This window comes from Mongoliitalea lutea (assembly GCF_014652135.1).
Lineage (GTDB): Bacteria > Bacteroidota > Bacteroidia > Cytophagales > Cyclobacteriaceae > Mongoliitalea > Mongoliitalea lutea.
This window is the reverse complement of record NZ_BMYF01000016.1, coordinates 61,261-81,945: the sequence shown is the minus strand read 5'-3', so window position 1 is coordinate 81,945 and position 20,685 is coordinate 61,261. Positions and strand designations below refer to the sequence as shown.

General features: G+C 41.9%; 22 protein-coding genes. 10 read left to right on the top strand and 12 right to left on the bottom strand.

What is annotated here, in order from left to right:
* Positions 1-259: 259 nt before the first annotated feature.
* Positions 260-2,491 carry a catalase/peroxidase HPI gene (katG, locus tag IE080_RS13160; RefSeq protein ID WP_189583341.1) on the bottom strand — a complete coding sequence of 744 codons (2,232 nt, stop codon included), beginning with the start codon at positions 2,489-2,491 and terminating at the stop codon, positions 260-262.
* Between the two features lie 267 nt (positions 2,492-2,758).
* Between katG and xseA the strand changes: the two genes are divergently transcribed.
* The gene (xseA, locus tag IE080_RS13155) at positions 2,759-4,081 is read left to right on the top strand and encodes an exodeoxyribonuclease VII large subunit (RefSeq protein WP_189583339.1); all 1,323 of its coding nucleotides are present in this window, start codon (positions 2,759-2,761) and stop codon (positions 4,079-4,081) included.
* Entirely contained in the window at positions 4,056-4,259 is a 204-nt protein-coding gene (gene xseB, locus IE080_RS13150; RefSeq protein WP_189583336.1) for an exodeoxyribonuclease VII small subunit, read from the top strand. The genes xseA and xseB overlap by 26 nt, the downstream gene beginning before the upstream one ends.
* Positions 4,260-4,358: 99 nt before the next feature.
* Here xseB and IE080_RS13145 read toward each other — a convergent pair whose 3' ends face one another.
* Positions 4,359-4,790: a DUF2147 domain-containing protein gene (locus IE080_RS13145; protein ID WP_189583333.1), complete on the bottom strand. Its 432-nt coding sequence runs from the start codon at positions 4,788-4,790 to the stop codon at positions 4,359-4,361.
* A gap of 109 nt (positions 4,791-4,899) precedes the next feature.
* Between IE080_RS13145 and pdeM the strand changes: the two genes are divergently transcribed.
* From pdeM to IE080_RS13105, 8 genes are read left to right on the top strand one after another with little or no spacing between them, the layout of a single operon-like run.
* A complete protein-coding gene (gene pdeM, locus IE080_RS13140) occupies positions 4,900-5,553 on the top strand; it encodes a ligase-associated DNA damage response endonuclease PdeM (protein ID WP_189583330.1) in 654 nt (217 codons plus the stop codon).
* Between the two features lie 52 nt (positions 5,554-5,605).
* Positions 5,606-6,496 (top strand): cell division protein FtsX, encoded by an 891-nt coding sequence (locus IE080_RS13135; protein WP_189583327.1) that lies wholly within the window; start codon positions 5,606-5,608, stop codon positions 6,494-6,496.
* 1 nt (position 6,497) lies between these two features.
* Positions 6,498-6,707, top strand: coding sequence for a DUF3098 domain-containing protein (locus IE080_RS13130; protein ID WP_189583324.1), 210 nt, complete (start codon positions 6,498-6,500; stop codon positions 6,705-6,707).
* Positions 6,708-6,709: 2 nt separating this feature from the next.
* A complete protein-coding gene (locus IE080_RS13125; RefSeq protein WP_189583321.1) occupies positions 6,710-7,504 on the top strand; it encodes an undecaprenyl-diphosphate phosphatase in 795 nt (264 codons plus the stop codon).
* Positions 7,505-7,522: 18 nt separating this feature from the next.
* A complete protein-coding gene (gene truB / locus IE080_RS13120) occupies positions 7,523-8,197 on the top strand; it encodes a tRNA pseudouridine(55) synthase TruB (RefSeq protein WP_189583318.1) in 675 nt (224 codons plus the stop codon).
* Positions 8,194-9,141: a bifunctional riboflavin kinase/FAD synthetase gene (locus IE080_RS13115; RefSeq protein WP_189583315.1), complete on the top strand. Its 948-nt coding sequence runs from the start codon at positions 8,194-8,196 to the stop codon at positions 9,139-9,141. The genes truB and IE080_RS13115 overlap by 4 nt, the downstream gene beginning before the upstream one ends.
* A gap of 3 nt (positions 9,142-9,144) precedes the next feature.
* Positions 9,145-9,843, top strand: a complete 699-nt coding sequence (locus tag IE080_RS13110) for a CoA transferase subunit A (protein ID WP_189583312.1) — start codon at positions 9,145-9,147, stop codon at positions 9,841-9,843.
* A 5-nt stretch (positions 9,844-9,848) separates the two neighbouring features.
* A complete protein-coding gene (locus tag IE080_RS13105; protein ID WP_189583309.1) occupies positions 9,849-10,508 on the top strand; it encodes a 3-oxoacid CoA-transferase subunit B in 660 nt (219 codons plus the stop codon).
* A gap of 61 nt (positions 10,509-10,569) precedes the next feature.
* On the opposite strand, the gene IE080_RS13100 is transcribed toward IE080_RS13105, so the two are convergent.
* The 10 genes from IE080_RS13100 to IE080_RS13055 all read right to left on the bottom strand — a co-directional run bounded on the left by IE080_RS13100 (position 10,570) and on the right by IE080_RS13055 (position 20,668).
* Positions 10,570-10,791: a CDGSH iron-sulfur domain-containing protein gene (locus IE080_RS13100; protein WP_189583306.1), complete on the bottom strand. Its 222-nt coding sequence runs from the start codon at positions 10,789-10,791 to the stop codon at positions 10,570-10,572.
* Positions 10,792-10,855: 64 nt separating this feature from the next.
* Positions 10,856-12,073, bottom strand: coding sequence for an ATP-grasp domain-containing protein (locus IE080_RS13095; protein WP_189583303.1), 1,218 nt, complete (start codon positions 12,071-12,073; stop codon positions 10,856-10,858).
* A gap of 3 nt (positions 12,074-12,076) precedes the next feature.
* Complete coding sequence (locus IE080_RS13090; RefSeq protein WP_189583300.1) at positions 12,077-13,501, bottom strand: leucyl aminopeptidase family protein; 1,425 nt, start codon at positions 13,499-13,501, stop codon at positions 12,077-12,079.
* Between the two features lie 28 nt (positions 13,502-13,529).
* Positions 13,530-14,699: an alpha/beta hydrolase gene (locus IE080_RS13085; protein ID WP_189583297.1), complete on the bottom strand. Its 1,170-nt coding sequence runs from the start codon at positions 14,697-14,699 to the stop codon at positions 13,530-13,532.
* Positions 14,700-14,729: 30 nt separating this feature from the next.
* Entirely contained in the window at positions 14,730-15,224 is a 495-nt protein-coding gene (locus IE080_RS13080; RefSeq protein ID WP_189583294.1) for a hypothetical protein, read from the bottom strand.
* Entirely contained in the window at positions 15,221-15,937 is a 717-nt protein-coding gene (locus IE080_RS13075) for a 16S rRNA (uracil(1498)-N(3))-methyltransferase (RefSeq protein WP_189583291.1), read from the bottom strand. Before IE080_RS13075 ends, IE080_RS13080 begins: the two co-directional genes overlap by 4 nt.
* A 177-nt stretch (positions 15,938-16,114) precedes the next feature.
* Positions 16,115-17,881, bottom strand: a complete 1,767-nt coding sequence (locus tag IE080_RS13070) for a DEAD/DEAH box helicase (protein ID WP_189583288.1) — start codon at positions 17,879-17,881, stop codon at positions 16,115-16,117.
* A 373-nt stretch (positions 17,882-18,254) separates the two neighbouring features.
* Positions 18,255-18,515, bottom strand: a complete 261-nt coding sequence (locus IE080_RS13065) for an acyl-CoA-binding protein (RefSeq protein WP_189583285.1) — start codon at positions 18,513-18,515, stop codon at positions 18,255-18,257.
* Between the two features lie 146 nt (positions 18,516-18,661).
* Positions 18,662-19,948 (bottom strand): citrate synthase, encoded by a 1,287-nt coding sequence (locus IE080_RS13060; RefSeq protein WP_189583282.1) that lies wholly within the window; start codon positions 19,946-19,948, stop codon positions 18,662-18,664.
* Between the two features lie 300 nt (positions 19,949-20,248).
* Positions 20,249-20,668 carry a BrxA/BrxB family bacilliredoxin gene (locus IE080_RS13055; RefSeq protein WP_189583279.1) on the bottom strand — a complete coding sequence of 140 codons (420 nt, stop codon included), beginning with the start codon at positions 20,666-20,668 and terminating at the stop codon, positions 20,249-20,251.
* Between the last annotated feature and the right edge of the window lie 17 nt (positions 20,669-20,685).

Here is a 20,685-nt window from a genome sequence, read left to right as displayed (position 1 = left end):
TATAAACATGTGATCCCGTTGGGATCGAGAGAAAAAAGAAAAATTAGCTCATAAAATAAATGAAACATATACCCGACCTCAAAGAGGTCACATGCTTATAGCTAACATCAACCCAACTAGTCTCATTCGACCCCAGTCGGGGTCGCACCTACCCAATACGTATTTCGGAAAATAAACATCTAATCCCCTTGAGATCTTAACAAAATAAAAAAGACGGCCTCTCAGCCGTCTTTTTTCATTATCAATTATTCTCATTGAATCACTTCACATCAAATCGATCCAAATTCATCACTTTATCCCATGCTTTGATGAAATCTTTGACGAATTTCTCTTTGGAATCGTCTTGTGCATAGACTTCGGCGATGGCTCTCAATTGAGAGTTGGAACCGAATACTAAATCTACTCGGGTACCTGTCCATTTTACCTGACCGGTTTTTCTGTCTCTTCCTTCAAAGGTATCGGCTTCTTTGCTGGACTGATTCCAAGCAATGCCCATATCCACCAAGTTTACGAAGAAATCATTGGTCAATTGACCTGGTCTGCTGGTAAATACACCGTGGGTAGACCCATTATAATTCGCTCCTAAGGCACGCATACCGCCAACTAACACCGTCATCTCAGGTGCACTCAAGGTCAGCAACTGCGCTTTATCCAATAACATCTCCTCATCAGGAACTGTAAAGGAAGCCTTTCTGTAATTTCTGAAACCATCTGCTTCCGGGTTCAAAACGGCAAAGGATTCTACATCGGTCAATTCCTGTGTAGTATCATTTCTACCAGCTGTGAATGGCACGGTTACATCAAAACCAGAATCTTTCGCTGCTTTCTCTACAGCTGCACAACCACCCAAGACAATCAAATCTGCCATGGATACTTTTTTGTTGCCGGACTGCGAAGCATTGAACTCTTGCTGGACTTTCTCCAAAGCACCCAACACTTTACTCAATTGCTCCGGCATATTTACCTGCCAGAACTTCTGAGGTGCAAGGCGTATACGAGCACCATTCGCACCACCTCTCAAGTCAGAACCTCTAAAGGTAGAAGCAGAAGACCAAGCAGTATACACTAGTTCGGAAACAGACAAACCTGTTGCCAAGATTTTTCCTTTCAATGCCGCTACGTCTGCATCATTGATCACTTCAAAATCAACCGCAGGAATCGGATCTTGCCAGATCAAATCTTCAGCTGGCACTTCAGGACCAATATATCGGGTTTTAGGTCCCATGTCACGGTGTGTCAATTTAAACCATGCTCTTGTAAAAGCATCGGCAAACTCCTCTGGATTTTTGTGGAAATGCTCAGAAATCTTGCGATAAGCAGGATCCTCACGCATGGCCATATCCGCAGTAGTCATCATAATACCTACTTTCAACGATGCATCTTCTGCATCTGGCGCATGATGCTCAGGCTTCAGGTTTTTAGGAACCCACTGATGTGCACCTGCTGGACTCTTGGACAATTCCCACTCATAACCTAGCAAGACATCAAAGTAACTCATATCCCAAGTCGTTGGAGTTGGTGTCCAAGCACCTTCAATTCCAGAGGTTATGGTATCTCTACCCATTCCACTCTTATGAGAACTCTTCCAACCGAAGCCCATTTGCTCCATTGGCGCTCCTTCTGGCTCAGGCCCCACTAAGGCAGCATCACCTGCACCGTGGGCTTTACCAAAGGTATGTCCACCCGCTGTCAAAGCTACTGTTTCATAGTCGTTCATCGCCATACGGGCAAATGTCTCACGAATATCTTTTGCGGAAGCTAACGGGTCAGGATTACCATCCGGACCTTCTGGGTTTACGTAAATCAAACCCATTTGCACTGCTGCCAATGGATTTTCTAAGTTTCTTTCGCCTGTGTAGCGCTTATTGCCCAACCAGGTATCTTCAGCACCCCAGTAGATATCCTCTTCTGGCTGGAAGATATCTGCTCTACCGCCAGAGAATCCGAAGGTAGGTAGCCCCATTGACTCGATAGCAACGTTACCTGCCAAAACGAATAGGTCAGCCCAAGAAATCTTGTTACCATATTTCTGCTTGATCGGCCACAAAAGTCTTCTGGCCTTATCCAAGTTTCCGTTATCCGGCCAGCTATTCAAGGGTGCGAAACGCTGATTACCCGTGTTGGCACCTCCACGGCCATCACCGGTACGATAGGTACCCGCTGCATGCCATGCCATACGGATCATAAATGGTCCATAGTGTCCAAAATCCGCTGGCCACCAATCCTGAGAGGTCGTCAACACTTCCTCCATATCCTTCTTCAATGCAGCCAAGTCCAATTTCTTAAACTCCTCTGCATAATTGAAATCCTCTCCAAGTGGATTGGAAATAGGCGTGTGTTGATGCAAAATATTCAAATTCAACTGATTGGGCCACCAATCCTTATTCATGGTACCGCCAGTACCTACTTTGGTGTTTGATCCATGCATCACAGGGCATTTGCCAGCTGCTCCATTGCCTGCATGAGTGGCATAATCATGATGTTTTTCCATAAGTTGTATTATTTATAAAGGGTTTATGTATGCTAAAATATTAATTATTTTCCTGTATCCAATTTAAAACTCGATTGATAAAATCTATAAGCAGTCATCTTTTTTCTATCAATGCCAATTAGCAAGATATTGGATATCCTTATTTACCTACGGGAAAACCCTAGACTAGGGTTTGGGTACTGAAAATTTAATGAAATCTAAGCTCCTGCAACAAAATCCTTCCCCTAAGACTTCCAAGTTACGAATAAAAGACCATATTTTTGTTCTATGCAAGAGGCTATTTCACTGGTAACACTCAATAAAATCATTCGGGATACGCTCAATACACAGTTGGAACCCAGCTATTGGGTGATCGCTGAAATCGGGGAACTGAAGGCCGGTCCAAATGGGCATGCCTACCTGGATTTATTGGAAAAAGAAGGAAATCAAACCTTAGCAAAAATCAGAGGAACCATCTGGTCCTACACCTACCGAACTGTTGCTGCCAAGTTTCAACAAGCCACCGGACAGCGTTTGCAGGCATCCATGAAAATCTTGGCTTGGGTAACGGTGACTTTTCATGAAGTCTATGGTATCAGCCTCAACATTAAGGATATTGATCCTGCCTTTACCTTGGGAGAAAGGGCTAAGCAACGACAGGCAACCATAGACCGTCTCTTAAGAGAAGGGTTGATGGACCTAAATAAGCAACTAGCCTTACCTAGTGTTCCACAGCGGATAGCAGTCGTCAGTTCTCCCCATGCAGCGGGTTACGAAGATTTCATCAATCAGCTCATCAACAATAGTTACGGCTACCGATTACACACAACCCTCTTTCCTGCTGTCATGCAAGGAGCAGAAGCCGCTCATTCCATTCGTCATGCTGTCCAAGAAGCAGTCCAAACTCAGGCATTTCAAGCCATTGTACTGGTACGTGGTGGGGGAGCGGCTTTAGACTTAGAGTGTTTCGATGATTACGAATTAGCCAAAGTGCTAGCGCTATGCCCGATTCCGGTATTGACAGGCATTGGACATGAGCGGGATGAGACAGTGGCTGACTTGGTTGCACACACCAAACTAAAAACACCAACCGCAGTAGCTGCCTTCCTCTTGGATGGGTTCTTGGAGTTTGAGGAAAATCTGTTGATGCTACACAAACGCATGGAGCGTACGGTCTTTCTGCATATCCAACATCAAGGGAAGCTATTGGATCAGCAAGAACTACGGCTAAGAAATCACATCCGGCAAGAGCTCAAGCGAAGTGATCAGCAGCTAGACCAGTTGCAGCATTCCATCAAATCTTGGAGTGGGCATGGATTGAAAATGGAGAAGCACAAAATTTCAGAGCTGAAAAATTCGCTTCAAAAATCCTGGAATCGGATCATCGATCAGGAGCAAAAAACACTTGCTCAGGTGGCAAAAGACATAGCCCGCCTAGATCCGCAAGAGCACTTCAAAAGAGGATATACCCGTACAGAAATCAAAGGTATCCCTTTACACCAATCAAAACCTTCGGCAGGAGATCAGATGCAAACCTTTACCGGTAAACAAATTATAGAAAGTATCATTCAAAAAATTGACAGCGATGAACATACAGGAACTAAGTTATGACCAAGCAATGATGCGGGTCCAAGAAATTGTAGAAACATTGGAAAAAGGTGAAAAGGGCATGGATGAGTTAACAGCCTTGGTTAAGGAAGCGTCCGAGTTGATGAAGTTTTGTAGAAAAAAGCTGCGCATGACCGAAGAAGAAATCAATCAAGCCTTGCAAGAAGACTCTGAAAACTAAGGCTCTCTAAAAAACCTTTAATTTCACTTGAAGCACTCCAACTTATTTTTTAAAATAAGAGATAGGTGTCAAAAGCGATTCATAGGTGGTCGATAAAGTTTATTTTACTTTATACCATTCCACGGTTCTTCCAATCATGGAAAAGCCTACGAATCCTCTTACTTCTAATACCTCCGCATTCTTTTTTTTGATGGTACTGGAATAATATTTTCCGTTGCGGGGATCATAGATCTTGCCTTCTTCCCATACCCCATTTTTATACTTAAAACCTTCAATCAGCTTAATACCCAAAATAGGTTGATTGCGCTTACTTTTATCTGCATTGTTAGCATCTAAAATAGGCTTTCCATTCTCCGTTGGTTGCTCCAACCATACAATCTTACCTGCATAGGTGTTCCCTTCCTTGTAAATTTCAATTTTAGCATCCCTTTCAGTGGTGTACCATTCTCCTAAGATAGCATCCGCCTGCTGAGCGGAAATCGTGAATTGTACCAAAAAGAATGAGAGTGTAAAAGCAATTTTCTTAAACATATGCATAAGTTTGTGGTGTAAAAAAAGAAGTTTTACTTCCTTTCAAACGGATAACTATTCAAATTGTTGAAAGGAAAAACAGGAAGTTCCCCATAAGAAGTTCGAAAGCATGCAAACAGTTACGTGGGAGGGAATAGCATTTAATTTATTGCCCGAGAAAGCTATTTTCATACCTCAGGAAAAAAGTCTCTTGATCGCAGACGCTCATTTTGGTAAAGCCGCACATTTCCGAAAGGCAGGAATCCCTATTCCCGAAACCTTGCATGATGAGGATTTGATCAAAATACAATCCCTTATTCATCAATGGAATCCCTCGAAAGTGTACTTCTTAGGAGATTTGTTCCACAGTGATCTGAATGAATCCTGGTTTACTCTAGAGGATTTTTTAGCACAATTTCCAAGCGTGCAATTTATCTTGATCAAGGGAAATCATGACATCCTCCCTCCTGCCATCTATCAAGCCTCCAATTGGAAAATTATCCCGGAACAATTGGAATTGGGCAACTTACTGCTGACACACGAACCTTTAGAAAATATTCCGTTAACAAAGTTTAACCTCTGTGGTCATATTCATCCGGGTATCCGGCTCCATGGAAATGGACGACAAAAAATATCCTTACCATGTTACTTTATGCGGCCAAATCAGCTGATACTCCCTGCTTTTGGCCGATTTACTGGACTCCATCTGCTTTCATGCACCAAAAATGATAAGACTTACGTTGTAACAGGAAGTCAGGTGATGGAAGCTAATTTCAAGTCATAGCATTTGTTTAATCGCCTGTGCTGAGTAATTTTGACATTTATATCTGTAAACCATGAGCAGCAACCAACGGAAGAAAACGAAACTAGGTAGATTCAAATTCACTTCTGTGCTTTTTAGCACGACGCTCTCACTTTTTATATTGGGCTTATTTGGAGTGATTGTCATACAGGCTAAGACCTTGACCAAAATCATCCGAGAAAACATTGAGATTCAGGTTTTCTTAAACAAAAACCTAGAAGAAAAAGACATCACACGCATCAGCAATACGCTGAAAAACAAGCCCTATATCATCCAAAAGGAAGATGGTTCAGGATTTAAGTACATTTCACAGGAGGAAGCCGCTAAAGAATTTTTAGAAAACACAGGGGAAGATTTTACCAAGTTTTTGGATGATAATCCACTGAGGGATTCATTTACATTGGCCATTGCAGAGGAATACCAAACATCAGAGCTTATAGCTGATATTGTAGAAGAGTTGAGACTCATCGAAGGTATTTTTGAAGTCACCTATATGGCTGACCTCGTTGATTCCATCAATCAAAACCTTACAAAAGTAGCTTTGGTATTGGGTGGCTTTGTATTGATTCTGATATTTACTGTGATCATGTTAATCAATAATACCATCAAATTGGCGCTATTTTCACAGCGATTCCTCATCAGAAGTATGCAGCTTGTAGGAGCAACAAGAGGATTTATCCGTATGCCATTTATTTCCAGAGCATTTTTGTTTGGCATCGCCTCCGGAGTATTGGCATCTGCCTTCCTATATGGAATCATTGAGTACACCAAAGCGAATATTGATGGTTTTGCTTTATTGCAGGATTACACCTTGCTCTATGCCTTATTTGGGGGGTTGGTAGTGATAGGTGCAGTATTATCGGTATTGAGTACCTTACAAGCAGTTAATAAGTATTTAAACATGTCTTTGGACGAATTATATTAAGATGGAAAATTCACACATGCCTTTTTCAAAAAAGAATTACCAATTGATGTTGATTGGACTTGGGATCATTTCCTTGGGTTTCGTCCTCATCGGTTTGGACAAAGAACCCCATGGGTTTGGATTTTTGGGATTGACCCTAGGACCAATTGTGACACTAGCTGGATTTATCTTTCAGTTTTACGCTATTTTCCATAAACCGAGTAACAAATAGTCATGGATTTAATCGATGCAATCATCCTTGGAATTATTCAAGGATTGACTGAGTTTTTGCCTGTTTCCTCCAGTGGCCATCTCGAATTAGCCGGTGCCCTGCTCGGAGAAAGTAAATTACCAGAAGAGAGTTTGCTCTTCACGGTTGTGCTACACGCTGCCACAGCCTTGGCTACGATTGTTGTTTTCAGAAAAGACATTGGAGAGATTTTAAGCGGTTTGCTAAAGTTCCAATGGAATGAAGAAACCCAATTCTCTGTAAAAATCATCTTGTCTATGATTCCCGCTGTCATCATAGGATTGTTCTTTGAGGAGCAATTGGAACAGTTTTTCGGTGGTCAGGTCATGTTTGTTGGCTTTATGTTGTTGGTGACAGCGACACTCTTATTTTTGGCGGATAAAGCCAAGAATACCGATAAAAACGTCAGTTTCAAGAACGCGGTCTTGGTAGGACTTGCACAAGCGGTTGCTATGCTTCCAGGCATTTCCCGTTCGGGTGCAACCATTTCAGCATCCGTATTGCTGGGTATTGATAAAAGCAAAGCTGCCCGATTTTCTTTCCTGATGGTTGTCCCCTTGATTTTGGGCAAAATGGCCAAGGATATTTTGGATGGTGCACTTGCTTATAACAGTGATAGCTTTGGATATCTTTCCGTTGGATTTGTGGCTGCCTTTATTTCGGGCTACTTTGCCTGTACGGTCATGATCGCCTTGGTTCGCAAAAGCAAATTGACCTACTTCGCCATTTACTGTACTATTGTCGGTTTGATTGCGATTGCAGCCGGATATTTCAACTAATTTCAATTCCCCTATTTAATGGAACAAGCCCCCTACGGAGAAGTTTTCTTGATCAATAAACCTTTGGAATGGACTTCTTTTGATGTGGTCAAAAAAGTACGCAATGCCCTCAAAATTAAAAAAGTGGGGCATGCGGGAACGTTAGATCCCTTAGCAACAGGTTTACTGATCGTATGCGCCGGCAAGATGACCAAATCCATAGAAACTTTTATGGGGCAAGAAAAGGAATATACAGGCACCTTCGTCATTGGGAGCACTACCGAGAGTTTTGACTTGGAAAAGGAAGTGATCCCTGTTGCAAATCCGGCTCATATTACCTTAGAAAAAGTAATAGATGCCGCTGCTCACTTAACTGGTGACATCATGCAAGTTCCCCCTATGCACTCTGCTATCAAAGTAGGTGGTAAGCGTGTATATGAAGCAGCCCGAAAAGGACAAGAAGTGATCATTGAAGCTAGACCTGTCAAAGTTTCAGTCTTCGAAATCACCAAATTTGAAAACCCTGTTATTTATTTTCGTATTGTATGCAGCAAGGGAACCTACATTCGAAGCCTTGCCAGGGATTTGGGAGAATTGTTGGGGGTGGGTGCTTACATGGCCTCTTTGTGCCGAACAAGAATAGGAGAATTTCTTTTGGAAGATAGTGAAGAATTACCCGAACTGATAACAAAAATTAAGGAACGCACTGCATGAACATATACGAAGGATTAGCTGATTTCTCTCCGGTCACCAATGCTGTGGTCACTAGTGGCACCTTTGATGGTGTTCATTTAGGTCATCAAAAAATCCTTCGACGCATCCGTAACATCGCAGATGAGATTCAGGGTGAGACGGTCATGATTACTTTTTGGCCTCATCCACGCTTGGTTTTACAGCCCGATGATCATCAGCTGCGCTTGCTCAGCACATTTGAAGAGAAGGCGAAATTACTCCGAGAGGCAGGGATTGACCATTTACTTACCATTCCTTTTACCAAAGAGTTTTCCAATCTTTCTTCTGAGGAATTTATTCAAAAAGTATTGATTGAAGGAATCCAAACCAAGCGATTGGTGATAGGATATGATCATAGATTTGGAAAAAACCGAGAAGGTGGCTTTGATTATTTGAAAGCTAACTTGGCAAAGTATCCTTTTGAACTGGAGGAAATTGCGAGAGAAGATGTGGATGATGTAGGGGTATCAAGCACAAAAATCCGAAAAGCCTTGGAATCCGGGCGGGTGGATATCGCCAATGAATACTTAGGAAGAGATTATGAGCTCAATGGCATCATCATCAAAGGACAGCAATTAGGCCGTTCGATTGGTTTTCCTACAGCCAACATCCATATCCCCCATGATTATAAGCTAATCCCCGCCGATGGAGTATACGCGGTGGAGGTCAGCATAGAAGGTGTACGCTTTCAAGGCATGCTGAATATCGGTAACCGTCCAACAGTCAGCGGAGATACACGGACAATTGAAGTAAATATATTTGATTTTAGCGGAGATTTGTATGATAAACGTGTAAGCGTATTTTTAAAAGCTTATCTTCGCTCTGAAGTTAAATTCGAAGGATTGGATTCATTAAAAGCTCAATTGGAGCAGGACAGGATAGCAGCATTGCAAGTATTGACCAATCATTTAACTAAATCCAAATAACACATGATCAATAAAACTGTAGCGAATGCAGCAGAGGCGGTGAAAGATGTTTTCTCCGACGCTGTGCTGATGTTTGGCGGTTTTGGATTGTCCGGTCTCCCGGAAAATTCCATAGCTGCACTCCTAGAAAAAGACCTCAACGGTCTTACCTGTATTTCCAATAATGCCGGCGTGGATGATTTTGGTATCGGTCTGATGCTCAAAAAACGCATGGTAAAGAAAATGATCTCTAGCTATGTGGGAGAAAATGCTGAATTTGAACGTCAACTCCTGAGTGGAGAATTAGAAGTGGAATTGATTCCTCAGGGCACGCTGGCAGAACGAGTACGTGCAGGAGGTGCTGGCATTCCTGCCTTTTTTACTCCGGCAGGTGTGGGTACAGAAGTGGCTGAAGGAAAAGAAATTCGTGAGTTTGATGGAAAATTATATTTGATGGAAAGATGGCTGAGAGCCGATTTTTCATTTGTGAAAGCTTGGAAAGGAGATACCTCCGGCAACCTGATTTTCAAAGGAACAGCCAGAAACTTCAATCCAATGATGGCTGCTGCGGGAAAAATAACGATAGCAGAGGTGGAAGAATTGGTTCCTGCTGGCGAGTTGGATCCTAATCAAATCCATACCCCTGGGATTTATGTACAACGCATATTCCAAGGTGTAAACTACGAGAAGAGAATCGAACAACGAACCATCAGAAAATCCTAAGAGCCATGTTATCAAAAGATCAAATAGCCCAGCGCATCGCCCGAGAGGTGAAGGGTGGACAATATATCAACCTTGGCATTGGAATCCCTACCTTGGTTGCCAACTACATTCCTGAAAACTTAGAGGTAGTTTTACAGTCAGAAAATGGCTTATTGGGTATCGGTCCATTTCCTACGGAAGCTGAAATAGATCCAGACTTGATCAATGCAGGGAAGCAGACCATTACCATGGTCAAAGGCTCTGCTTTGTTCAGTTCAGCGGAGTCATTTGCTATGATTCGTGGTGGTCATGTACAGTTGACGATTTTAGGAGCAATGGAAGTTTCTGAAAACGGAGATATTGCCAACTGGAAAATCCCTGGAAAAATGGTCAAAGGTATGGGTGGAGCTATGGATTTGGTAGCCTCTGCGGATAACATCATCGTAGCCATGCAGCATTGCAGTAAGGACGGTAAATCCAAACTACTGAAAGAATGTAGCCTTCCAATTACAGGTATCCGTTGTGTAAAGAAAATTGTATCCGATTTAGCAGTGCTTGATGTACTTCCTGAGGGAGGTTTCAAATTATTGGAGCGAGCACCTGGGATCAGCGTAGAAGAAATCATTGCCAAGACAGAAGGCAAACTGATTATAGAAGGAGAAATTCCTGAAATGAAGTTTGACTGAGCGGTCTACTAGATTCCCATAAAAAAATCCCAAGTTTTGATAACTTGGGATTTTTTGTTGATCAAACTTTTTTAGGAGGTAAATCGAATGCTACGGCAGTATGTTCAAAACCATTGCGATGAGAGCCATCACAAAATGGTTTGTTATTGGAAAGTCCGCAGCGGCAGAGACCTAGGACTGTTCTTCCTTGAAGACCATAAGCATTTCCTTGATTATCGACTACTTCAAAGTCTCCCTCAATCTTTAGAGAGCCATTGGGATTAACAGTTATTTTCGTTGACATAGCACATATTTTTTTTCAAATACGCTATAGAATCCCATATTTCAAATAGCCTATATCAAATTTTTTAATGAAACTTCTTCACTTTTTCTTGCTCCGCTACTGTAGAAAAGTCCCTACTTAATCGCTCTGCATATTCATCCAACAGTTGTAGCACACGCTCCTTGGAATCCGACTTGACAATCAGGCCCGCATGATAGTCCAATGGCACTCTGAAGCACACCTCGGTATCATTAAAACCAGAAAGATCCGGATCTTGAAACTTAGATAGCGTTAGTACAATACCCGCATAGCCTTTTTTCACGGATGGCAATTGATAAGCTAAACCTTTTGCTTTGGCATCTTCAATCAAGGCCCATTCGGACCACAGATTCACATCAGAAGCAGCATCAACCATTTCTGCCAAATGCGCCCCTCCTACTCTAGAGGAGGTTTCCAAGAAGTAAATCTTCCCATCTTCCCGACCTTTGATAAATTCAGTATGGGCAGCACCACTTTTCATCCCAAAGGCTTTCATCACTTGCTTATTGGCTTTTTGAATGGCCTTGTCATCGGCTGACCCATACGGTATATTGGCACTGCGGAAGATACCTCCACCCTGCGAAATCTCCATAGGCGTCGCCAAATAGCGTGAAACCACACAGAATATCACCTTATCATCCAAATTCAAACTATCCGCATGATACACATCCCCAGGCATAAACTGCTCTACTAAATAGCGAACTCGGTTATCTCCCAGCTCATGGATATTGGCCCATAAACTATCCTTGTCATGTACTTTGATAATTCCGTGAGCAGAAGCCTCTGATCTAGGTTTGAGAACCCAAGGAGCCGGGACAGTATCTGCGAAATGATTGATTTCTTCATCATTGAACAAAGGCGAAAAAGGCGGAACCAAGACACCTTCATCTTTGGCTTTCATACGCATGGCCAACTTATCACGGAAATAGCGCCCGGTAGTTTGTCCCATGCCTGGAATCCTAAGGCTTTCTCTTAGAAAAGTTGCCTTCTCCACATCGTAATCGTCCAACGCTACGATGGCGTCGATTTTATTGGCCTTCATAACCCCTGCTACTCCTATCAAGAGACGATCCAAATCCCAGTCCAAATCCTGACCGGGCATATAGAAAATCTCATCTATATATTCGTGCGGCCAAGCACTGTCGCGTAATTTTTCAGAAGTCACCAAGAATACTTTGTTCCCGGCTTTTTTCAAAGAAGTCAAGAAGGCACCCCCTTTAAAATAGTTAGAGATGCACAAAAAGGTTTTAGGTTTGTTACTCATGGTTTAAAGATTTTCCAACAATTTAAGGAATAAATGTACACCATACGCAGTTGAATGCTTGGTTTTTGCAAATTCTGAATCACCAAAAGCTGTACCCGCAATGTCTATATGTGCATAAGCCCCATGACCTTCCGTAAAATACTCTAAAAATTTGGCTGCTGTAATTGCCCCCGCAAAGGGCTTTCCATGGTAATTTTTGATATCTGCGATATCCGAGTCCATCTCTGATTGATAGCTATCCCACATCGGTAAGGGCCACATGCGCTCACCTACAGTATCCCCCGCCTCTTGCAATTGCTTAAGCAATACTTCATTCTTAGAAAACAGAGCAGCGCAGGAATATCCAAATGTTCCCACAGCACTTCCAGTCAAGGTAGCAAAGTCAATCAATAGCTCAGGCTTGTAATTCCTGACCATATAAGTCAGACCATCAGCCAAAATCAATCGCCCCTCAGCATCCGTATCTATCACCTCGATTGTTTTTCCACTGTAACTGCCAATAACATCCGATGGTAGGTAAGCATTGGCATCCACAGCATTCTCTACACAAGGAACGATCGCCGTAACCCGATGTGGCATTTGCAAAGAAGCTACCAATTGCACCGCCCCCAAAACAGTAGCGGCACCTCCCATATCGCATTTCATGTGGACCATGCCTTGGGTTTTGATATTCAGACCTCCGGTATCAAAGGTTACCCCTTTTCCTACAAGACCTACATGCTTTTTGGCATCGGAGGGATGATAATCTATGATGATAAATCGCGGTGCCCGCTTACTTCCCTGTCCCACAGAAAGGAAAGCTTTCAGGCCCTGTTCTGCTGCCTGAACCTCGTCCAAAACCTGCACAGAAACATTTGCCAGCTTACCAAGGTTAAGCGCCCAATCTGCCAAAAACTGTGGAGTCACGGTGTTCGCAGGTAAATCTACCATTCGAAAAGTTTCCAGTTGGGCTGCTGCTATCTTTTCTGCTTGAATCAACAATGCTTTGGCATTCGATAATTGAGTTTTGACCCCAAAACTCAAGGAGTTCCAATCCTTCAAGCCTAGATCTCCACTTTTGAAGTGAGATAAACGATAGGTTCCTAATTTAAGGCCTGTTACGATCGCTTCAAGCACCCAAGCATCTGAAATAGAAGACAAATCAAGTAAAAGAGTTCCGTTGAGTAAGTCGGAATTTTTCGCAGTTAATCTTCGAAAACTATTTTGAACGGACTTGAAATCAGGTTCTTTCCCTAAGCCAACCAATACAAAAAGTTTCCCCGCTGACTCAAAAGCGTGCATACTATCCTTCTTACCTGCAAAAAGGTTTTTATTGATCACAAAAGAGGTCTCTTCCCAAGAAAACTGAATGTTTTCTGACTCCAAAAATGGCACAATCACTCCTGAAATATCGAGAGAGGCACTTGCCGACTGAATTGAAAATTTCATATAGAATTTTTTTTAGTTGAATAGCTAATTATTCTTCCTCGGAATCTTCCGGAAGGTCCCCTGCCCTATCTGCAAAAAACAACCACTCCACAGCCTTAGGGAATTCATCGGACCAATAGGTTTCAGAATGTTTCCCCTCCATATTAATGGACAATTGAATATTCATTTTTGACTGTGCGGCCTCATGTTTGAGCAGTTTTTTGCGGAATTTCTTCACATGCTTGACCATGGTCTCGGATTCATCTCCACCTGCATACAGGTAGATTTTAGTTTCCATGGGTTCAAAAAAATCTAAAAAGGAAAATTTCAGTTTAGGAATTACCCACAAGGATGGAGAAAATACCATCAGTTTGCTGAATACTTCAGGATACATCAGCCCAGAGAAAATAGTAATCAAGCCTCCCATAGAACTCCCCCCTATCCCCGTGTATTCACGTTCAGGTTTGGTCCGGAAGTTTTTATCTACAAAAGGCTTTAAGGTATCTGCCAAAAAACGCATGTACTTCTTCCCTTGCCCCTCCCCAAGGAGTGTTTTCCCCACATTATACTCTACAATACGCTCCTTTTCGGCATGTTCTATGGCAATCACGATGATTTTACCGATACCGTAATCAGACATTACGGCAAGTTTTTTGTCTATCTGCCAATTTCCATAGGGAGAATTTTCATTGAATAAATTTTGGGCATCCTGCAAGTACAAGACTGGGTAGTGCTCATCTGAAGTATCGTAATCATGCGGCAACAAGGCCCATACTTTACGTTTTTTATTTAATTGAGGAATTTCAAATTCCTCCGAAATCAAATGAACCTGAGGCAACTGTGAAGGCCTGTAAGGCAACCAGTTTTTCCTCCAGCGGGGCACAAACTCTTCTTGGGTCCCTACAGTCTTTTGGCAGAAGCGATTGGGAGTTTTGTTCCCGTAGCGATCGATTTCTACTTCTGACCAATCACCTTTCGTGAATTTATATACCAATTCCTCTGGATAATTGAAATCGGGCGCAAACTGATACTTATACTTGCCTTTGGTCAAGCGCTGCATCATAAAACGCCTATCCTGGGTCTGCCAATTATTGAAATTTCCCGAAAGGTAAACAGGTCTATGGTCATCCTCATCTGTTTGAAGTAGAATGGTCAAGGAATCGGCTGACCCCCCCTCGAATTCGGTAGAATGGATAGGCTCTTGACTATCTGGCAACATGAATTAGTACTATTGGGTGAAATTTTTCAATTAGAATCTGACAGGAGAAAGTCTTTGCAATGGTTCTTGAATCACAATATATGACTCCCCTTCTTTGGCATGACAAGCATTGCAAGCCGAGGTAAATGCTCTGAAGCCAATAATAAACGCTTCTTTATCTTTCTGCTCAATAATCTCCTCGATAGCAGGAATTGCTTCTTCCATAAATGTTTCTGCAGACTCCGCTCGCACAGGTCTTCTCTTCAAGCCATCTTCCATCGCTTCAATGATGTGTTCAATTTGGTGCTCAGCATAACCCCAATTTTCATCCATACCGGCCCAGTATAATTCTGAATATCGGTAAGAAACCTCCACCATCGTTTTACTAAATCCACCCAATTGATGGGCGATCTCATCAAATTTTTCTTCATTGGTGCCTGTGAGCCATCCATCTTCTCCATGAGAGGATGTAGAATCTGTGGTCTGAGGTGCTTGGCAAAATTGAAAAAGCGCCAACGTAATAATTGCGAGTACAAGTTTTTTCATGGTATTTGTAGTGTGTTTTTAAGTTGCAAGGAATGCACTGCTGCGAGGCCCGCAGTTTCTGTGCGCAAACGGGCTTTCCCCAAAGAGCAAGGCAGAAAATGATATTCCAAGGCCATCGCTATTTCCTCTTTGGAAAAATCCCCTTCTGGTCCAATTAATACAATATAGGATTGATTTGGTTCTGCTTTCTCAAACAAATGTCTCGTGTTTTCCTCATCAATATAGGCAATAAATCGCTGATATGCATCAAAGCGTGCCTCTTTCAATACTTCCTCCAAGGGTTTTAAACCATTTATCTTGGGGAAATGGTATTTCAGACTTTGTTTACACGCTGCAATAACTTTCTTCTCCAATCGGTCCATTTTAAGAAATCCCCGCTCCGAATGTTTGGATTCTATAAAACTAACCTCATGGACTCCAATTTCTGTGATTTTTTCCAGCATCCACTCCAATCGATCTAGATTCTTCGTAGGACAAATGGCCAAGTGAATATGAAAGTCATCTTCGGGCTGGTAGTGGCGTTGCTCTACCTGTATTCGTGCCTTTTTCGGGTTGGCATCGATGATGGCGCCATGAAGAAGGCAGCCTTTTCCATCCGTAAACTGTATTTTATCTCCTTTACTCTTGCGAAGCACTTTTATGAGGTGTTTGGACTCCTCAGCATCCAAGTCAAAGGTACTCTCCAAGGTTTTTTCGTGGTAGAAAAGCTGCATAAGCTGTATTTCAGGTATAAAGTTGGGTTTTAATATTGATAATAGGTATTGAGTTTTAAATTTACATAGTCTAGTCGGGAGTGCCAATCAAATTAAGGGATAAAAAAAGCACAGCCCCTGCGGAGCTGCGCTTTCCATCACTAACCTTTATAAACTAATTAACCTATTATGAATTTCTTAGCCTTTGGAGATCTCCATGTTTACAGACTTACCTTTGATGGTATTGTTTTTCATCACTTTGATGATGTGGTCTGCATCCTTGGAAGGAACATCTACAAATGAGAAGTTATCAAAGATATCGATGCCACCAATGCTTCTTCCTGGTACACCTGCTTCACCTGCAATGGCACCTACGATATCATTTGGTCTTACACGGTCTTTTTTACCAAGATTGATGAACAAGCGAGCCATTCCTGGTTCTCTCACACCTTTCTCACGTGAACCTCTTCTTTCGGAGCGTTCGCCGCCTCTGTCAGCACGATCACTGGATGATCTTTCACGACGTGGACCTCTTTCACCCCTATCACGATCTCTTCCACCTCTTTCGAATCGGTCACGCTCTCTACCACGCCCTTCAGATCGCTCTCTACCACTTCTTTCCCTTCCTAGATCCAATTCGAAATTTTGATCTTCTAACTCATGAACTGCATCGGCCATCTGGATTTTCATCAAACCCATCATCACCTGCTCCATGCTTAAACCTTCCGCCAATAATTGACCAATTGTTTCTTCGTAGAAGCTGTTATCTTCTTCTTTGCCTAATTGTCTATATACATCCTTGATCAACTGATCTTTTTTCAATTCGATCAAGTCTTTCACAGACGGAGGAGACATTTTGGTGATAGAAGTTTTGATAAACTTTTCCAAGTCTCTCAAACGGAACATATCTTTCCTACCGGTAGCAAAGCTGATAGCAGCTCCAGATTTACCTGCTCTACCTGTTCTACCGATACGGTGAACGTAATTTTCCTCATCCAAAGGCAAATCAAAATTGAATACTGCCTCCACGTTATCCACGTCAATACCTCTTGCGGCTACATCTGTAGCAACCAACACAGATACATGACCTTTACGGAATTTCGACATTACTTTGCTACGCTGTGCCTGTGACAAATCACCGTGCAAAGCTTCAGCCATAATACCTCTTGCAATCAACTCTTCGGTAACTTCGTCTGTCGTACGTTTTGTATTACAAAATACAACACTTAACGCAAACTGATTCAAGTTGATCAAACGGGACATCAATTCCAGTTTCAGAGCAGGTTTAACCTCGTAGTACACTTGAGAAATGTTCTCTACGGTCAACTCTTTTCTTAAAACCTTAACAATCTCTGGATTAGTTTGGTATTTTTTGGTTAAGTCCATGATAGGCTTGGCCATCGTTGCAGAGAAAAACACTGTTTGTCTTTCATCCGGGCATTCACTCAAGATGGTTTCGATATCGTCTCTGAAACCCATATCCAACATTTCATCTGCCTCATCTAATACAATGATGCCAACATGATCCAATTTCAAGGTACCACGCTCCATATGGTCCATGATACGACCTGGAGTACCTACGACAATCTGAACACCTTTTTTCAAAGATCTGATTTGTCTGTCGATGGCTTCTCCACCATAAATACAGGTAGAAGAAAGTCCTCTTTTGTATTTTGCTAGTTTAACAATCTCACCTTCTACCTGAACAGCCAACTCACGCGTTGGGCATAAGATAAGCGCTTGTGGTTTGTTGAAGTCAGTATCAACCTGATCGATGATTGGAATCGCAAAAGAGGCTGTTTTACCAGTACCAGTTTGCGCCTGTCCAATGACATCACGGCCACTAAGCAACAAAGGGATAGATTGTGATTGAATAGTAGAAGGATGGGTATAGCCCATATCTTCCACGGCCTTAAGGATCTCTGCAGATACCCCAAGGTCTGAGAATAATAATTCTTTTTCCATGAAATTTGCCTTACTTTTCTGAACCATGAGCTCCTGAAGTAACCCAAGTCAAGCGACAGTAAGGAAACCACGGTTAGAAAAATGTTATTGTTTAAATCGGGTGCAAAGATCTGGGAAATAATTTGGAAAACCAAATCCTAGCTAAAAGTTTTTGAAATAATGTAGGGAAAATCTCTGAATATTTTTGATAAAATTCGGATTCTCTCCTTTTTTACTCCAGCAATACAAAATATAATTTCAGAAAGACACGCAAAAAACAATCAAATTATTCTGTTAATCCAAAAATCCCACAGAGCTACTGAGATACAATATTCTGTGGAATTTTATTAAGCTATCGTTGGATATACTCATTACATGAAATGAAAAATTCCGATTACATGTACTTACCTGCAAGCGTATTGACCAATTCAATATACTCGGAAGAAGCCTCATCTTTCTCTTTTCCTTTCAAGGCTAACCAAGCATTATACTTGGCAGCTGCCACGAAGTCAAAACCTCCCGGTCTTTCACTTGTATTGTCTCCTTCTGTAGCTTGCTTGTACAAACTGTATAATTTAAGCAATTCTTCATTACTTGGTTTGCTGGTGAATTTTTTGGTTAAAGCTACTGCTTCATCTAAACTAGTTGCGCTCATAAGAAACTCATTTATTAATTTTGGGTTTCCAAATATACATAAAAAAGATTTTTTCACGGCATCAAACACCTCTTTAACAAAAAAAGAGACCAAGTTTTTCAACCGGTCTCTTTTTTAAAGTGAAAGACTTGCTTATCAAAGCATTATTATCTCTTGTTCATGGAAACATAATCGCGCTCTGTCTCTCCAGTATAAATCTGACGAGGTCTTCCGATTGGCTCTCCATTCTCTCTCATTTCTTTCCACTGTGCGATCCATCCTGGAAGACGACCCAAAGCAAATAGGACCGTGAACATATCAGTTGGGATACCTAAAGCTCTGTAGATAATTCCAGAGTAGAAATCAACATTTGGATACAGGTTTCTATCGATGAAGTATTGATCATTCAACGCAGCATACTCCAACTCTTTAGCGATGTCCAATACTGGATCATTTACGCCAAGTTTACCTAACACATCGTCAGCGGCCTTCTTGATGATTTTTGCTCTTGGATCAAAGTTTTTGTAAACTCTGTGTCCAAAGCCCATCAAACGGAACGGATCATTTTTATCTTTTGCTTTATTCAAGTATTTCTGAGCATCTCCACCATCTGCTTTGATCGCTTCCAACATCTCGATTACAGCTTGGTTAGCACCACCATGCAAAGGACCCCACAAAGCGTTGATACCAGCAGAAATTGCTGCATAAATACTAGCCTGGGAAGATCCTACTATACGAACGGTAGAAGTTGAACAGTTTTGCTCATGGTCTGCGTGCAAGATCAACAACTGATCCAAAGCTTTGGCAACAACTGGATCTACTTCATAACGCTCTGCTGGTAACGCAAACATCATTTTCAAGAAATTGGAGCAGTAGTCCAAGCTATTGTCTGGATAATTTACTGGGTGACCTACCTCATTCTTGTATGCCCAAGCAGCAAACGTTGGCATTTTAGCCAATAGACGAATGATGCTTAGATTCACTGCGTCTTCATTTCTATTTGGATCCAAAGACTCTGGGTAGAAGGCGGTCAGGGAACAAATCAAAGAAGACAATACACCCATTGGATGAGAATTGGAAGGGAAACCATCCAAAATCTTCTTGATATCCTCATGCACCAAGGTATGTGTGGTAATATCTCTGCTGAATTTTTCGTATTCCTGCTGGGTAGGCAATGAACCGTAGATCAATAAGTAAGCTACTTCAAGGAAAGAAGACTTCTCAGCCAAATCCTCGATTCTGTAACCTCTGTATCGTAAAACTCCTTCTTCTCCATCCAAAAAAGTAATGGAACTGGTAGTTGAACCCGTATTTTTGAAACCTGGGTCAATGGTGATTAATCCGGACTGTGCACGAAGCTTTCCAATATCGATCGCTTTTTCATTTTCCGTACCTTCAATAACAGGGAGCTCGTACTCCTTGCCTGCATAAGATATCTTAGCAAATTCAGACATATATGTTTTGTTTATTTACAGTTTATTGTTTTCCTGATACTTTAACTTAATCTGAGCCCTTAAGTTAGTAAAATCGGGTATTTTTTACACGATTAATTACACAAGTGACAAACATCTGTGTACAAGTATAAAACTCACCTATTTTTGACGTTTTGCTGAGTCTCCAACAAACCTGCTGATTTCAGCGAAATTTAGCTGATTTCATAAGCTACGCAAACCAATTAACCAACGAATCTCTCTTAAAAAGGTTAAGGGACTGCTATAGTTTTTTAGCATAAAAAAAGCCCCGAAGGGCTCTGATTACTTACAGAAATGCTCAAAAACCTCCACTAGGTGGTCGCCGATCATTTTAGCATTTCTTCCTTCAATATGGTGTCTTTCGATGAAGTGAACCAATTCACCATCCTTAAACAAAGCCATGGAAGGAGAAGAAGGAGGGTATGGCATGTGCATCTCTCTCACTTTTGCTACGGCATCACGGTCGTTTCCTGCAAAAACGGTTGCCAACGTTGTAGGCTTAGCGTCAGATTGTTCTAGCGCATAGCGAACACCCGGTCTTGCAGCACCTGCTGCGCAACCGCATACAGAATTGATGACAATAAAGGTAGTTCCTTTATGCTCTTTCAAATGATTTTCTACATCTTCGGCAGTTCTGAATTCTTCAAAACCAACATTGGTCAATTCAGAACGCATAGGGGCAATTAAATCCTCTGGGTACATATGCTACGGTATTTTTA

Excerpts from the sequence above, each read along its gene's own strand:
- katG (WP_189583341.1), bottom strand. The coding sequence starts at position 2,491 with ATGGAAAAACATCATGATTATGCCACTCATGCAGGCAATGGAGCAGCT.
- xseA (WP_189583339.1), top strand. The coding sequence starts at position 2,759 with ATGCAAGAGGCTATTTCACTGGTAACACTCAATAAAATCATTCGGGAT.
- xseB (WP_189583336.1), top strand. The coding sequence starts at position 4,056 with ATGAACATACAGGAACTAAGTTATGACCAAGCAATGATGCGGGTCCAA.
- IE080_RS13145 (WP_189583333.1), bottom strand. The coding sequence starts at position 4,790 with ATGTTTAAGAAAATTGCTTTTACACTCTCATTCTTTTTGGTACAATTC.
- pdeM (WP_189583330.1), top strand. The coding sequence starts at position 4,900 with ATGCAAACAGTTACGTGGGAGGGAATAGCATTTAATTTATTGCCCGAG.
- IE080_RS13135 (WP_189583327.1), top strand. The coding sequence starts at position 5,606 with ATGAGCAGCAACCAACGGAAGAAAACGAAACTAGGTAGATTCAAATTC.
- IE080_RS13130 (WP_189583324.1), top strand. The coding sequence starts at position 6,498 with ATGGAAAATTCACACATGCCTTTTTCAAAAAAGAATTACCAATTGATG.
- IE080_RS13125 (WP_189583321.1), top strand. The coding sequence starts at position 6,710 with ATGGATTTAATCGATGCAATCATCCTTGGAATTATTCAAGGATTGACT.
- truB (WP_189583318.1), top strand. The coding sequence starts at position 7,523 with ATGGAACAAGCCCCCTACGGAGAAGTTTTCTTGATCAATAAACCTTTG.
- IE080_RS13115 (WP_189583315.1), top strand. The coding sequence starts at position 8,194 with ATGAACATATACGAAGGATTAGCTGATTTCTCTCCGGTCACCAATGCT.
- IE080_RS13110 (WP_189583312.1), top strand. The coding sequence starts at position 9,145 with ATGATCAATAAAACTGTAGCGAATGCAGCAGAGGCGGTGAAAGATGTT.
- IE080_RS13105 (WP_189583309.1), top strand. The coding sequence starts at position 9,849 with ATGTTATCAAAAGATCAAATAGCCCAGCGCATCGCCCGAGAGGTGAAG.
- IE080_RS13100 (WP_189583306.1), bottom strand. The coding sequence starts at position 10,791 with ATGTCAACGAAAATAACTGTTAATCCCAATGGCTCTCTAAAGATTGAG.
- IE080_RS13095 (WP_189583303.1), bottom strand. The coding sequence starts at position 12,073 with ATGAGTAACAAACCTAAAACCTTTTTGTGCATCTCTAACTATTTTAAA.
- IE080_RS13090 (WP_189583300.1), bottom strand. The coding sequence starts at position 13,501 with ATGAAATTTTCAATTCAGTCGGCAAGTGCCTCTCTCGATATTTCAGGA.
- IE080_RS13085 (WP_189583297.1), bottom strand. The coding sequence starts at position 14,699 with ATGTTGCCAGATAGTCAAGAGCCTATCCATTCTACCGAATTCGAGGGG.
- IE080_RS13080 (WP_189583294.1), bottom strand. The coding sequence starts at position 15,224 with ATGAAAAAACTTGTACTCGCAATTATTACGTTGGCGCTTTTTCAATTT.
- IE080_RS13075 (WP_189583291.1), bottom strand. The coding sequence starts at position 15,937 with ATGCAGCTTTTCTACCACGAAAAAACCTTGGAGAGTACCTTTGACTTG.
- IE080_RS13070 (WP_189583288.1), bottom strand. The coding sequence starts at position 17,881 with ATGGAAAAAGAATTATTATTCTCAGACCTTGGGGTATCTGCAGAGATC.
- IE080_RS13065 (WP_189583285.1), bottom strand. The coding sequence starts at position 18,515 with ATGAGCGCAACTAGTTTAGATGAAGCAGTAGCTTTAACCAAAAAATTC.
- IE080_RS13060 (WP_189583282.1), bottom strand. The coding sequence starts at position 19,948 with ATGTCTGAATTTGCTAAGATATCTTATGCAGGCAAGGAGTACGAGCTC.
- IE080_RS13055 (WP_189583279.1), bottom strand. The coding sequence starts at position 20,668 with ATGTACCCAGAGGATTTAATTGCCCCTATGCGTTCTGAATTGACCAAT.